General features: G+C 62.8%; 13 protein-coding genes and 1 other RNA gene. 13 read left to right on the top strand and 1 reads right to left on the bottom strand.

From position 1 onward, the window contains the following. The first annotated feature begins 2 nt into the window (after window positions 1–2). The 9 genes from ssrA to ACK4FH_RS09405 all read left to right on the top strand — a co-directional run bounded on the left by ssrA (window position 3) and on the right by ACK4FH_RS09405 (window position 7,442). Window positions 3–362, top strand: a transfer-messenger RNA (tmRNA) gene (gene ssrA / locus ACK4FH_RS09445). 209 nt (window positions 363–571) lie between these two features. After that, window positions 572–1,018 (top strand): RrF2 family transcriptional regulator, encoded by a 447-nt coding sequence (locus ACK4FH_RS09440; protein ID WP_409812966.1) that lies wholly within the window; start codon window positions 572–574, stop codon window positions 1,016–1,018. A gap of 67 nt (window positions 1,019–1,085) precedes the next feature. Beyond that, window positions 1,086–2,111, top strand: coding sequence for a sulfate ABC transporter substrate-binding protein (locus ACK4FH_RS09435; protein ID WP_409812965.1), 1,026 nt, complete (start codon window positions 1,086–1,088; stop codon window positions 2,109–2,111). Window positions 2,112–2,137: 26 nt separating this feature from the next. After that, a complete protein-coding gene (gene cysT / locus ACK4FH_RS09430; RefSeq protein ID WP_409812964.1) occupies window positions 2,138–2,989 on the top strand; it encodes a sulfate ABC transporter permease subunit CysT in 852 nt (283 codons plus the stop codon). A gap of 11 nt (window positions 2,990–3,000) precedes the next feature. Then, window positions 3,001–3,915: a sulfate ABC transporter permease subunit CysW gene (cysW, locus tag ACK4FH_RS09425; RefSeq protein ID WP_409812963.1), complete on the top strand. Its 915-nt coding sequence runs from the start codon at window positions 3,001–3,003 to the stop codon at window positions 3,913–3,915. A 52-nt stretch (window positions 3,916–3,967) separates the two neighbouring features. Further along, entirely contained in the window at window positions 3,968–5,017 is a 1,050-nt protein-coding gene (locus ACK4FH_RS09420; protein WP_409815228.1) for a sulfate/molybdate ABC transporter ATP-binding protein, read from the top strand. A gap of 181 nt (window positions 5,018–5,198) precedes the next feature. Beyond that, complete coding sequence (locus tag ACK4FH_RS09415) at window positions 5,199–5,678, top strand: SspB family protein (RefSeq protein ID WP_409812962.1); 480 nt, start codon at window positions 5,199–5,201, stop codon at window positions 5,676–5,678. 107 nt (window positions 5,679–5,785) lie between these two features. After that, on the top strand, window positions 5,786–7,177 hold the full coding sequence (gene fumC, locus ACK4FH_RS09410; RefSeq protein ID WP_409812961.1) for a class II fumarate hydratase: 1,392 nt from the start codon (window positions 5,786–5,788) through the stop codon (window positions 7,175–7,177). A gap of 13 nt (window positions 7,178–7,190) precedes the next feature. After that, window positions 7,191–7,442, top strand: coding sequence for a ribbon-helix-helix domain-containing protein (locus ACK4FH_RS09405; RefSeq protein ID WP_409812959.1), 252 nt, complete (start codon window positions 7,191–7,193; stop codon window positions 7,440–7,442). Here ACK4FH_RS09405 and ACK4FH_RS09400 read toward each other — a convergent pair. Beyond that, window positions 7,439–10,882, bottom strand: a complete 3,444-nt coding sequence (locus ACK4FH_RS09400; protein ID WP_409812957.1) for an AsmA family protein — start codon at window positions 10,880–10,882, stop codon at window positions 7,439–7,441. The genes ACK4FH_RS09405 and ACK4FH_RS09400 overlap by 4 nt on opposite strands. A gap of 128 nt (window positions 10,883–11,010) precedes the next feature. Between ACK4FH_RS09400 and ACK4FH_RS09395 the strand changes: the two genes are divergently transcribed. From ACK4FH_RS09395 to ACK4FH_RS09380, 4 genes are all read left to right on the top strand, one after another. After that, complete coding sequence (locus tag ACK4FH_RS09395; protein ID WP_409812955.1) at window positions 11,011–11,259, top strand: DUF4169 family protein; 249 nt, start codon at window positions 11,011–11,013, stop codon at window positions 11,257–11,259. Window positions 11,260–11,349: 90 nt separating this feature from the next. After that, a complete protein-coding gene (locus tag ACK4FH_RS09390) occupies window positions 11,350–11,979 on the top strand; it encodes a TetR/AcrR family transcriptional regulator (protein ID WP_409812953.1) in 630 nt (209 codons plus the stop codon). 3 nt (window positions 11,980–11,982) lie between these two features. Next, on the top strand, window positions 11,983–12,792 hold the full coding sequence (locus ACK4FH_RS09385; RefSeq protein WP_409812952.1) for an HlyD family secretion protein: 810 nt from the start codon (window positions 11,983–11,985) through the stop codon (window positions 12,790–12,792). A gap of 6 nt (window positions 12,793–12,798) precedes the next feature. After that, entirely contained in the window at window positions 12,799–13,572 is a 774-nt protein-coding gene (locus ACK4FH_RS09380) for an ABC transporter ATP-binding protein (RefSeq protein WP_409812950.1), read from the top strand.

Genomic DNA, 13,572 nt, shown 5'->3' with positions numbered 1-13,572 from the left:
TAGGGCTTTAATTCCTGCCGGTACGCCCTATATTGAGGGTGCTGGCGGTTCTCCGTCCGGCTATGGCGATAAACGGATTGTGCAATAAACCATTCGGACCCGGGGGCAGTACCCGGCGCCTCCACCAGATTCCTCCCTGTCGCGGCAGGGTTTCCTGGGGGCGAAACAGGATCGACGAGGGTGTAAAGACAGTCTTTTTGCCCGGCATGGTTCCGCCGTCATCGGGCCGTTTTATAGTTGCCAACGACAACTATGCTGAGGCGCGTCTCGCTGCGTAAGCAGTGCGACAACCTCGATTGAAGTCCTTGCCTTTAGCCGGGTAAGGCGGGGTTCGCAGGTACCTGGCAACAGAAACCTGCACCTTTTCCCTCCCCTTTGATTTTTCCTCCTCCGGCTCGCAGTCTCTGCGACGCCGCCCCTTGCCGCGCGAATCCGCCTATGCTCCAAGCGGCAGCTTGGCCATGCATAAAGCACACTTGTGAAACGTTATTTAAACTCAAGTGAGTAAATTTCTGTGGAATTTCGCTTGACGAGCCCCCACCTCCTTCATACCCTACTCGGTAGATAGAGAATGTTGTCGCAGAAAGCCAAATATGCGCTGAAGGCAATGATCGCGCTCGCAACCCAGGATGAGGGTGAATTGCTGCAGGCAGCGGACATAGCGGAACGGCAGAACGTGCCCCGGAAGTTTCTGGAGCTGATCCTGCTTGAGCTGCGCAAGAACGGCCTCGTTCGCAGCCAGCGCGGCAAGCTGGGCGGATATGCGCTCGCGAAACCGGCCGATACGATTACCTTCGGCCAGATCATTCGCATCATGGATGGGCCATTGGCGCCTATTCCCTGTGCGAGCCTGACCGGCTACCGGCGCTGCGCCGACTGCCGGGACGAAAAGGCCTGCGCCGTCCGAAAGACGATGCGGGAAGTCCGAGACGCGGCGGCCGCAATCCTCGACGGGATGACGCTTGCCGACGCAACCGGATCGGACGCTGCCGGACTGAAAGCGGCAATCGGCGCCTGAGACTGGGAAAAAATTTTGACCTTAAACACTACTATTTTGATCGACAAAAGGTATAACGGAGACTGACATGACCTTTACCAATTTGACCCGGCGCTCCGCGCTGCTTCTGGGCGGACTTGCCCTCCTTCTCGGCACGACCTTCGAGGTCAATGCCCAAACAGCCATCGTCAACGTGTCCTACGACCCGACACGCGAGTTCTATCGCGACTACAACGATGCTTTCGCCGCGCACTGGAAGAAGGAAACCGGCGAGACCGTAACCTTCGAACAGTCCCACGGCGGCTCGGGCAAGCAGGCCCGCGCGGTGATCGACGGGTTGCAGGCAGATGTGCTGACGCTGGCGCTGGCCGGCGACATCGATGAAGTCGCGAATTCCGGTCTCCTGCCGAAGGACTGGCAGACGCGTCTCCCGGACAATTCCTCGCCCTACACCTCGACCATCGTTCTCCTAGTTCGCAAGGGCAACCCGAAGGCGATCAAGGACTGGAGCGATCTCGCAAAGCCGGGCATCCAGGTCATCACGCCGAACCCGAAAACCTCCGGCGGCGCGCGCTGGAACTATCTTGCGGCCTATGCCTATGCGCTTGAGAAAAATGGCGGTGACGACGCCAAGGCGCGCGAATTCGTCGGCCAGATCTACAGGAACGTGCCCGTGCTCGACACGGGCGCCCGCGGCTCGCTGACCACCTTCGTACAGCGCGGCATCGGCGATGTCTTCATCTCCTGGGAGAACGAGGCATTCCTCGCCCAGAAGGAATTTCCCGGCCAGTTCGAGATCGTCGTTCCCTCGATTTCCATTCTCGCCGAGCCGCCTGTGACGGTCGTCGATGCGAATGCCGACCGCAAGGGCACGCGCAAGCTGGCGGAAGCCTATCTCGAATATCTCTACTCGCCCGAAGGCCAGCGCCTTGCGGCCAAACATTATTACCGCCCGCGACATCCGGAGCATGCCGCGAAGGAAGATGCGGAGCGCTTCGTGAGCGTCAAGCTCTTCACCGTCGATGGCACCTTCGGCGGTTGGGTGAAGGCGCAGCCCGAGCATTTCGGCGACGGCGGCGTGTTCGACCAGATTTACCGGCCGGGCCGGCGCTAAACCAATCCGACGGCGGAGCAACCCAGATGAACACCTTTGCCAAATCGCTTCGCCCGGCGCCTTCCGTCCTGCCGGGCTGGGGGATTACGATGGGCCTCACCCTCACCTGGCTGAGCCTCGTTATTCTGATCCCGCTTGCAGGCGTGTTCATCAAATCGGCGGGGCTCGGCTGGGAAGAGTTCTGGAGGCTGGCGCTCGACCCGCGCACTGTCGCTGCGCTGAAACTTTCCTTCGGCGCGGCCCTCATCGCCGCCGGCGTGAATGTCGTCTTCGGTTTTCTCGCCGCCTGGGTGCTGGTGCGCTACGACTTTCCGGGCAAACGCCTTTTCGATGCGGCGATCGACCTTCCCTTCGCCCTGCCGACGGCGGTGGCGGGCCTCGCCTTCACCGCGCTTTATGCACCGAATGGCTGGCTCGGCAGCTGGCTCGTGCCGCTCGGCATCAAGGTTGCCTATACGCCACTCGGCATCATTGTCGCACTCATCTTCATCGGCCTGCCCTTCGTCGTGCGCTCCGTGCAGCCTGTGCTCGCCGATTTTGACAAGGAACTCGAAGAAGCTTCCGCCACGCTGGGCGCAACGCGGCTTCAGACTGCCGTGAAAGTGATCCTGCCCGCGCTTCTGCCCTCGCTGCTCACAGGCTTTGCGCTCGCCTTTGCGCGCGGCGTCGGCGAATACGGCTCGGTCATCTTCATCGCAGGCAACATTCCCTATGTCTCGGAAATCGCGCCGCTCCTGATCGTGATCCGGCTGGAGGAGTTCAACTATGCGGGCGCAACGGCAATCGCCGCCATCATGCTGGTGATCTCCTTCGTGCTGCTGCTTCTCATCAATCTGCTGCAGGCGTGGAACCGCCGCCGCACCGGCATTCAGGCTTGAGGAGGTTTTTCATGTCCTACGATCCTCTCGCTATCGACGCCTCGCGCATTCCCTCGCGCCCGTCGCCTGCGCCGCGGCCATTCTTCCGCACGCCGGTCACCGAAACGCCGCTCGTGAAGTTCACGCTGATCGCAATCGGCCTCGCCTTCATCGTTGCAATGATCTTCCTGCCGCTTGCGGCCGTCTTCTTCGAGGCCTTTCGCCGCGGCACGGAACCTTTCTTCGCCGCGCTGGTGGAGCCGGATGCGCTTTCCGCCATTCGCCTGACTCTTTTCGTCGCTGCGATTTCAGTCCCTGCCAATCTCGTTTTCGGTCTTGTCGCGTCTTGGTCGATCGCGAAATTCGAGTTCAAGGGTAAGTCCTTCCTGATCACGCTGATCGACCTGCCTTTCTCGGTGTCGCCGGTGATCTCCGGCCTCGTCTATATCCTGCTCTTCGGCTCCTACGGCTTCATCGGCCCTTGGTTGATTGCGAATGGTTACCAGATCGTCTTCGCCGTGCCGGGCATCGTGCTCGCCACTATCTTCGTCACCTTTCCCTTTGTTGCCCGTCAGCTCATTCCGCTGATGGAACAGCAAGGCAGGGGCGACGAGGAAGCCGCTCTCTCACTCGGCGCAACGGGCATTCAGACTTTCTTCCGAGTGACGTTGCCCAACATCAAATGGGCGCTGCTCTATGGCGTTTTGCTTTGCAATGCACGCGCCATGGGTGAGTTTGGCGCCGTCTCTGTTGTTTCAGGACATATCCGCGGCAAGACCAGCATCATGCCGCTTCATGTGGAGATCCTCTACAATGAATACAATTTCGTTGCCGCCTTTGCGGTTGCCTCTCTCCTGGCATTCCTCGCCCTCGTCACCCTCGTCCTCAAATCCATCCTCGAATGGCGGTACAGTGGTGAAATTGCCGCGACCGGCGGCAGTCATTAAAGGGGCTGGCATCGTGCAACTGAATGAAGCACGCCGGCACACGCCGGTCAGGATCGAAATCGAGGAGCTGGGCAAGTCCTACGGGAGTTTCGCCGCGCTGGAGAATGTCTCGCTCACCGTGAAGCCCGGCGAATTGCTGGCGCTGCTCGGCCCCTCGGGCTCCGGCAAGACGACGCTGCTGCGCGCCATTGCGGGGCTAACCGCCACTGAAGAAGGCACGATCCGTTTCGACGGCGAAGATGCGACCGTGCTCTCGCTCCGCGATCGCCGCGTGGGCTTCGTCTTCCAGCAATATGCCCTCTTCCGGCACATGACAGTCTTCGACAATGTCGCCTTCGGCCTGCGCGTCCGCCTGCGCGAGGAGCGCCCGCGCGCGGGAGAAATTGCGCGCCGTGTCCGCCGCCTGCTCGACCTCGTGCAGCTGGGCGGCCTCGAAAAGCGCTTTCCGAGCCAGATCTCCGGCGGCCAGCGCCAGCGCGTGGCGCTGGCCCGCGCGCTTGCCATCGAGCCGCGCGTATTGCTGCTCGACGAACCTTTCGGCGCGCTCGACGCAAAGGTCCGCAAGGAACTCAGAAGCTGGCTCCGCGAACTTCACACCGAAACCGGCCTCACCACCGTTTTCGTGACGCACGACCAGGAAGAAGCCCTCGAACTCGCCGACCGCGTCGTCATCATGCGCGCAGGCCGCGTGGAACAGGTCGGTACACCGTCGGAAATCTACGACGAACCTGCCACACCTTTCGTCTGTGAATTCCTCGGCGGCGTCGCCCGCTTCGAGGTGACGGCGAAGGACGGTGAGGCGGATGTGCTGGGCAGCGCCTTCCCGCTCGAAGGTGATGGCGACTATTCCGGGCCGGCACTCGCCTATGTCCGCGCCCATGAAATAGAGATCGTCTCGCGCGAGCGGGCGGAAGGTGTTCCCGCCGTCATCCGCGCCGTGCGCCCCTTCGGCCCCACCGTCACCGTCGAGCTCTCCGTCGAAGGCAGGGCAGCTCGCATCGAGGCGGAGGTACCGCGCGAACTCTATAGCGGCAGCGAACTCGGAATCGGACAGGGCGTCTTCATCCGGGCGACATCGGCGAGGATCTACGCCACGAACTGAGGAAATGGGCGGCGGCGCCAGCACGGTCTTGCCGCCGCCCGCCCGTTCGGGCTGCGTCGTTCACGCCACAAAGACCGGAAACCGGGCGAAATGCGGCTCTCCCGGCCGCCTTCGTCTGGATTTCCCGGCCAAACGCTGCTTGAATCCTCATTAATGAAATTCAACTCGACGGGAGCCCAAATTGGCCGAAGACCTGATGCGATATGATGTGCTGGCACAGGACGCCCTCCGCGGCGTCGTCCGCCGCGCATTGAAGATCGCACGCGACCAGGGCCTGCCGGGCGAGCATCATTTCTACATTTCCTTCCGCACGGATGCGCCGGGCGTAGAAGTTTCCGAAAAGCTCCGCTCGCAATACCCCGAAGAAATAACCATTGTTCTTCAACACCAGTTCTGGAACCTGGAAGTGAACGACGAGCGTTTCTCGGTCGACCTGACCTTCAACAAGATCCCCGAGCGCCTTGTCGTGCCCTTCTCGGCTGTTCAGGGCTTCTTTGACCCGAGCGTCCAGTTCGGCCTGCAGTTCCAGGTGGAAGGCGTCAGCGCCGGCTCAAATGTCGCCGAAGACAAGGCAACGGAAGCCTCGAAGCCGGCCGAAGACGCCCCTGCCGCCGGCACCGCAGGCGAAGTGGTGAGCCTCGACGCTTTCCGCAAGAAATAGCACCCCGGCCGTGCCTCCCGCCCGCCTTGGCGGGCCGCACCCCACATGCTAAACCGGCGCCCATTCGAACTTTCCGTCCCTGCCGGGCGGCATTTCTGGAGCGCGACATGACCAAGACCCGCACCGAAACCGATACATTCGGCCCCATCGAAGTGGATGCCGGCAAATATTGGGGCGCGCAGGCGCAGCGCAGCCTCGGCAATTTCAGGATCGGCTGGGAAAAGCAGCCCCTTCCGGTGGTCCGCGCGCTCGGCATCGTGAAGCGTGCCGCGGCGGAAGCAAACATGGCGCTTGGCCGCCTCGATCCCGCAATCGGCAAGGCCATCGTGCAGGCAGCGCAGGAAGTGATCGAGGGCAAGCTCGACGAACACTTCCCCCTCGTGGTCTGGCAGACGGGCTCCGGCACACAGTCCAACATGAACGCCAATGAAGTGATCTCGAACCGCGCCATCGAAATCATGGGCGGCGAGATGGGTTCGAAGAAGCCCGTCCATCCGAACGATCACGTGAACATGAGCCAGTCGTCGAACGACACCTATCCGACGGCCATGCACATAGCCTGTGCGGAGGAAATCCACCATCGCCTGCTGCCCGCGCTGCAGAAGCTGCGCAATGCGCTGAACGACAAGGCGCAGGCCTGGAACCACATCATCAAGATCGGCCGCACCCACACGCAGGACGCGACACCGCTGACGCTCGGTCAGGAATTCTCCGGCTACACGGCGCAGGTCGAAAACGGCATTGCCCGTATCGAACAGACGCTGCCGAAGCTGATGGAGCTCGCGCAGGGCGGCACCGCCGTCGGCACCGGCCTCAATGCCCCCATCGGCTTTGCGGAGAAGGTGGCGGAAAATGTCGCCGCCATCACCAAGCTGCCATTCAAGACCGCACCCAACAAGTTCGAGGCGCTCGCCGCGCATGACGCGATGGTCTTCAGCCACGGTGCGATCAACACGGTCGCGGCCTCGCTCTTCAAGATCGCGAATGACATCCGCTTCCTCGGTTCTGGCCCGCGCTCTGGCCTCGGCGAACTCTCGCTGCCGGAAAATGAGCCCGGCTCCTCCATCATGCCGGGCAAGGTGAACCCGACGCAGTGCGAGGCGATGACGCAGGTCTGTGTGCAGATTTTCGGCAACCACGCCGCCCTCACCTTCGCGGGCAGCCAGGGCCATTTCGAACTCAACGTCTTCAACCCGGTCATGGCCTACAACTTCCTGCAGTCCGTGCGGCTGATGGCCGATGCGGCGGTAAGCTTCACCGATAATTGCGTCCTCGGCATCGAGCCGCGCGAGGACAACATCAAGGCCGCGCTCGAACGCTCGCTGATGCTGGTCACGGCGCTCGCGCCGAAGATCGGCTACGACAATGCCGCGAAGATCGCCAAGACCGCGCACAAGAACGGCACCACCCTCCGCGAGGAGGCGGTCGGCGGCGGCTATGTGACGGATGAGGAATTCGACGCCGTCGTCCGCCCCGAAAAGATGATCGCACCGGAATAACCGGAGAAACGAGATGGCTGGCGATGACATCGAAGACGTCAAGCGCTCGGTGACCATCGCCGGCCACCGTACCTCGATTTCGCTCGAGCGCCCCTTCTGGAATGCGCTCAAGGAGCTCGCCTGCTCCGAAAAGACATCGGTGAACGAACTCGTCCGGCGCATAGACGTCGCGCGGGACGGCAAGGGCAGTCTCTCATCCGCCATTCGCGTTCATGTGCTGAAGTCGGCACAGGCGAAAGCCGCCACCTGCCGGGTGGAACCCTAGGTCGCGGCGGGCCGCGGCATGGGCAGCGGTGCGGCAGGCGCGCCACCTGCCGGCGGCGCCGGAAGCTCCATCAGATCGCGCAGTTCCCGCGGCACAACCGCACCTGCATCATCGACACTGCGCTGGAGAATGCGACGCGCGACGAAATTCTGCAGATCGAGCATGTCGGTCTGCACGTCGATCCGGCCCGCCCGGCTCGTCCCGGCGATGATGAAGCCCGGCGCGCCTTGCGGCACATCGAGATTGACGGACATCGCCGCATCGGCGGCAAGACGCGGCAGATCGTAAACGAGATCGAGCACGGCATTGCCGCCCTCGAGCGTCATGTCCTTGCCCGTCACGCGCAACACGCCGTCATCCGTCTCGAAAAGAAGTTCGAGGTCCTGTGCGCCGGTCTCGCCCTTGAAGAGCTCCTCCTCGACAAGCGCCGGGAACGCCTCGATCGACGAGAGGTCGCCCAGCGCCGCACCGAAAGCCGGAAGATCAAGCGGGGACAGCCTGAGATCGGTGAGCTTCGCGTCCACGCGTCCGCTCATCGAGGAAACGAGCGCAAGCCAGCTCCGGCCCTGCGCCTGCAGCTCTGCTTCGAGATCGATACGGCCGCCTCCGGGCGAGCCGCCAAGCGGCGGCGTCAATGCCTGCCGCAAATTGGCATTTTCAAGCCGCACCGTGAGACCGACACCTGGCTGACCCTTGCCGCCTTCGATCCGCGCACCGATCGAAAGCCGCCCGCGCGCGAAATCGCCGGTGAGCGGTGATGCCGTCAACACGCCATGCGAGAGCGAAATCTTCGTCGCGACGCTGCCCGCCGACAACCGGCCAAGCACCAGACTCCCGGCTTTCAGATCGACCTCCGCATTGAGCGCGCCGAGCGCCGACCAGTCGAGCGCATGCGCGGGCCAAACGGCCGCCTCGCCGCTGCCGATGAGCGGCGTGAGGTCGATGCCATTCGCATCGAGCTTGCCGGTGAGCCGCGGCAGCGCCTCACCCTCTGCTTCCGTCCAGACCGCCTCCCCCAGAAGGCGAAAACTGCCTGCAATCGCTTCGAGATCGGAAAGCGCGAGGCGCTGCTTGTCCCAGACGACTTTGGACGAGAAGACGAATCCGGGGCCTGCCGCCTGCCGGCCAACCCAATGCGCTAGCCCTTCCGGCGCGCCGAAGCCGCCCAGCACATGCATCACGCCGGACGCCGCAATATCCGCCCGGCCTGTGAAACGGATCGCCTCGAAGGGCGCTTCGACCTTGCCGCGCGCAGTCAGCGTCGTGCCACCGACATTGACGCGGAAATTTGAATCGTAAGTGCCGCCGGTGTCCCCATTGAGCTGAACGGAGACCGTACCAGCGCCCGGCAGATCTTCGCGCGGCGAGAGGCCAAGCTGTTCGAGAAGGATGCGCCCTTCCCCGTTCGCGGCGTTGCCGGAGATTTCCAGCCGGTCAACGCCACCCGCAGGCCCGTGCCGCCGCTTCAATACTCCGTCCACGCGGCTGCCGCGCAACGTGCCCTGCAGCGTCATCGTATCGACGCGCAGATCGCTGTCATCGGCCTCGCCCGAAAATCCGTTCACGACGAGATCGACCGGACCTTCCATATCCGGCACGTCGAAACCGCCTATCGCGAGAAGACCGCCGAAGCGATCCGCCTTGATCGACCCGTTGAACCTGCCCTTCACATCATGCCGCGTTCCCGCCGTCACGCCGTCGAGATCGCCCGTCAGCGCAAGCGACGCCCCGGAAATATCCGCAACATAGAAGCGGGAGATCGCAAGCCTGCCGGAGCGGAGCGACATTTCCGCATCCACGCCATTCATGGCCTGCCGGAAAATCGTCATCGCTTCGGCATTGAGCGTGAGCGCGATGTCGCGGGCATCGAACCAGGCGAATGGATCGCTGCCACCGGCAAGCAGGGCGATCAGCGGATCGAAATCGAACTGGCCGATGTCGAGATCGGTGCGGATCAATGGACGCCCGTCAATATTTTCGCTGGACAGATTTCCGCGAAGAGCCGGCACGGTCAGATTTGGCGCATAGGCAAGCTCAATCCCGTTGAAGAGATAATGCCCCGAGCGAAGTTCGAGCCCCGACCGGGCCGAGAAGGGACGTGCCTGCCCGCCCGGCCTCGCCGCCGTCTTGCCATTCGTGGCCGGTGCCAGCCATGACGCAAGCGCCACGACATTGCCGCTGCGCACTTCTCCGTTGCCGATGAAGCGCATGCCTTCGGCGGCATTGGACGCCTTGCCGGTGAGTTCCACTTCCGTCGCGCCGCCAAGTTCGGCGGCAGCGCGTCCCAGTTCGATGACGCCGTCCTTCAGCGCTGCATCAAGTACCACTTCGCGCAGCGGAACATCGCGCACCAGAAGCGTCTTGGCATTGAATTTCAGGCTGCCATCCACTCCTTCGGGAACGGGCAAGGCAAGCAACCGGTCAACAAGGTTTGGTTCACCGCTCTCGCTGCGGACGTTGAAGGAATCGAGCAGCGCGTCGAAGGAAAAACTCTCTGCGGCAAGATCGAGCGTGAATCGCGGCCGCCCTTCCCAACGCACCTGCCCGGCGCCGGTGAGCGTTGCACCTTCGGATGCGATCGTGAGATTGCGCAAATCGGCGCGGCGCGCATTGACGACCATGCCGGCGTCGATGCGGAGCGGAGCGGTGTCGCTGCCCTGCCCTGCTTCGCCGATCCGCAGCCGGCCATTGCCATCCAGCCGCGCCGCCAGCGAAAACTCCGTCGCAACGCCGGAAAAAAGGAACTGCGCGGGATAGTTCTTCGCCTCGACATCGAATGTGATCTGAAACGCCTTTTGGCCGCCGAACGCACCGAGGCCGAGGCGCATCGCCACCGGCACGCCGGAAAAGACAGTCTCCACATCCGCGCGCATCGGCCCAAGCAAGGATGAGGCGACGATCTCGCCGCTAGCCTGCTCCGCGGTCCAGCGGCGGCCATTGCTCCGGTTGCTGTAATTGATCGTTGCATTCTCGAAGCGTGCGCGATCGAGGCTGATCGAGGCGAGCGAGAACATGCCATTCGCGGGAATGCGCCCGGCGATGTCGATGCCACCCCAGTTCGGCGTGCCGTCCGGCAGGATTTCGAGATTGATTTGCGGCCGCACGACGACCACGCTCGTGACCTTGATGTCGCCGCTGAGCAACGGCGCCAGCGCGACTTCCGCGTTGATTGCCTCGAAGCTCGCGAAATCTGGATCGGAGGGAAGTGCGCTCTGCTGCGCGATGTGGCTCACGCGAACACGGTTCAGCGTCATCTGCGGCGCCGGCAGAATACGGAAATCGATATCGCCCGCAATTCTCACCTGCCGCCCGGTCGCTTGCGAGGCCTGCGCCTCGATTTCCGACCGGAACTGATTCCAGTCGATCAGGCTCGGACCAACCAGCGCCGCGAAGAGCAATGCGACGAGCAGCCCCGCGATATAGGTCAGGATCGAATTCAACACCATCTCCAGCGCGGCAGTCAGAAGAATAAGGGCGCGCCGCCGGTTTCCCGAGGCCGTTCTTTGGCCTAGGATTCCCGGACGACCCAAGCGGCCCCGGTGCCGCATCGCCAGCTTGCAGGCAAATTATGGATTCGGACGGCGGAAATATAGTTAATTTCTCTTCCTTCAAGAAAACGTCGCGCGACGAAAAGAAGCGCGCGGCGAAGCAGGAAAAGGAAAAGGCCGCCGCCGCGAACCGGGTCCGCTTCGGGCGCACGGGGGCAGAGAAAAAGCGCGCCAGGATCGAGGCCGAACGCCGCGCCCGCTTTCTCGAGGGCGAGAAGCTCGGCGCGCGCCCGCCGGAGAATGACGAGCGCGGCCCTTCCGGCACCTGAGACGCTCCTTCGCAAGCCCGGCGCAATCCGCTTGACCACTCCCCGCATCTCATTTAATAACTGACTGGTCAGTTATTAAATGAGGCTTGAATGGCCCCGCAATCGCCAAAACGCCAGCGCCGCAAGGAAGCCCGCCCCGCCGAAATCATGGCGGCCGGCCTCGATATTTTCGCCGAGCGCGGCTTTGCGGCAGCAAGGCTTGAGGACGTGGCGGAGCGTGCCGGCGTAAGCAAGGCGACGATCTACCTCTATTTCGAGAGCAAGGCCGACCTCTTCGCCGCCATCGTCCGGGATATCGCCACGCCCCGCTTCGAGGAAATGGAGGCTCTGCTGTCCGCCTATGACGGGCCGAGCGCCGTGCTGCTGGACTTCGTCATCGCCAAGTTCCGCGAGATCGCAACGGATACCCAGCTTCCCTCGCTCGCAAAGATCATCCTGTCGGAAGCGAAGAACTTTCCGGAAATCCGCGACTTCTACCGCGACCAAGTGATCTTGCGCGGCTTTACCAGTCTCGGCCGCATCATTGAGCGCGGCATTGCGCGCGGCGAGTTCCGGACCTGCAACGTGAACGCCGCCGTGCAGGCCATCGTCTTTCCCATCCTTCTCAATACCATCGCGCGAAATACGTTCGGCAAGCTTCCGCAATTCGACCCCGACGGTTTCTTTACCGCTCATGCGGAGTTCGTCCGGCGCGGCCTCGCAGCGGAAAGGGAGGTGTAAGCGATGCGCCTCCATTCCCTCCTCTCCGTTTGCCTGGCCGCGCTCCTTCTTGCCGCCTGCAACGACGCGCCGGAAAACACCTGGCAAGGCTATGCCGAGGGCGACTATGTGCGCGTCGCCGCCATGGAAGGCGGCATTGTCGAGGAAGTCGCCGTCAGGCGCGGCGACCGCGTGAAGGCGGGCGCCTTCCTCTTCCGCCTTGAAAAACGTTCCGAAGAGCTTGCGCGCGATGCGGCGGAGGCAACGCTTGCCGAAACAAAGGCAACTCTCCACGAAGCCGAACTCGAACTGAAACGGAAACTTGACCTGCGCACGACGCGCAACGTGGCGCAAGCGGAGGTTGACACAGCCCGCGCAAGGCGCGACCGCGCGGGCGCTGCCATGCTCGTCGCCGCATCTTCACTCGATCAGGCAAAATGGCGTCTCGCCCGGCGCGAAGGCCATGCACCTTCCGACGCGCTGGTGCAGGACGTGCTGTTCCGCGAAGGCGAAATGGCGTCGGCCGGTCAGCCGGTGGTGACACTGCTGCCACCCGGCAATATCAAGATCCGCTTTTTCGTGCCGGAAGCGGATCTCATGAAAATTTCCGAAGGCCGGCCCGTCCGCCTCGCCTGCTCCAATTGCCCGGAAGGACTCACCGGCACCATCCGCTTCATCTCGAAAGAGGCGGAGTTCACCCCACCCGTGATCTATAGCGACCGATCGAAGGAAAAACTCGTCTATATGGCCGAAGCCGTGCCCGATGCGGCGCCGGAGAATTTTCATCCCGGCAAGCCCGTCACGGTCTCCCTGCCCCCCGCTTCGCCGGAGTGATACCTAATGAGCGCGATACTCGCCATCGATGTGCGCGGCCTCACCAAAAGCTTCGGTGGCACGAAGGTCGTCGATGGTCTCGACATGCAGGTCGCGCGCGGCGAGATCTACGGATTTCTGGGGCCGAATGGCAGCGGCAAGACGACGACCATCCGCCTGATCTGCGGGTTGCTCACGCCGGATGGCGGCGAAGGCACCTGCCTCGGCCATGATGTTCTGAGCGCAAGCGAGGCGATCAAGCGCGAGACAGGCTACATGACCCAGCGCTTCAGTCTCTACGAGGACCTGTCGATCCGCGAAAACCTCGAATTCGTCGCCTCGATCTACGGCATTGCGAAACCGAAACGCGCCGTGAAGGAAACGCTGGAAAAGCTGAACCTCGCCGACCGCTCGCATCAGCTTGCGGGCAACCTGTCGGGCGGCTGGAAGCAGCGCCTCGCACTCGCCGCCGCCATCATGCACAAACCGAAGCTCCTGCTGCTCGACGAGCCGACGGCGGGCGTCGACCCCAAGGCCCGGCGCGATTTCTGGGACGAGATTCACGCGCTCGCCGCCGAAGGTCTCACCGTTCTCGTTAGCACCCACTACATGGACGAGGCCGAACGCTGCCACAAGATCTGCTACCTCGCCTATGGCAAGCTTCTCGCCCGCGGCACGGTGGATGAGGTCATCGAGCAATCTGGCCTGCGCACATTGAAGGCGTCCCCCACGCTTGAAGATGTCTTCGTGCATCTCATGCGCGACGTGACAGACAATTTCGCGAAGCGAAAGGCAGGCTGA

This window comes from Parvibaculum sp. (assembly GCF_046297875.1).
Lineage (GTDB): Bacteria > Pseudomonadota > Alphaproteobacteria > Parvibaculales > Parvibaculaceae > Parvibaculum.
The sequence above is the reverse complement of the archived record's forward strand: the minus strand, read 5'-3'. Positions and strand labels throughout refer to the sequence as shown.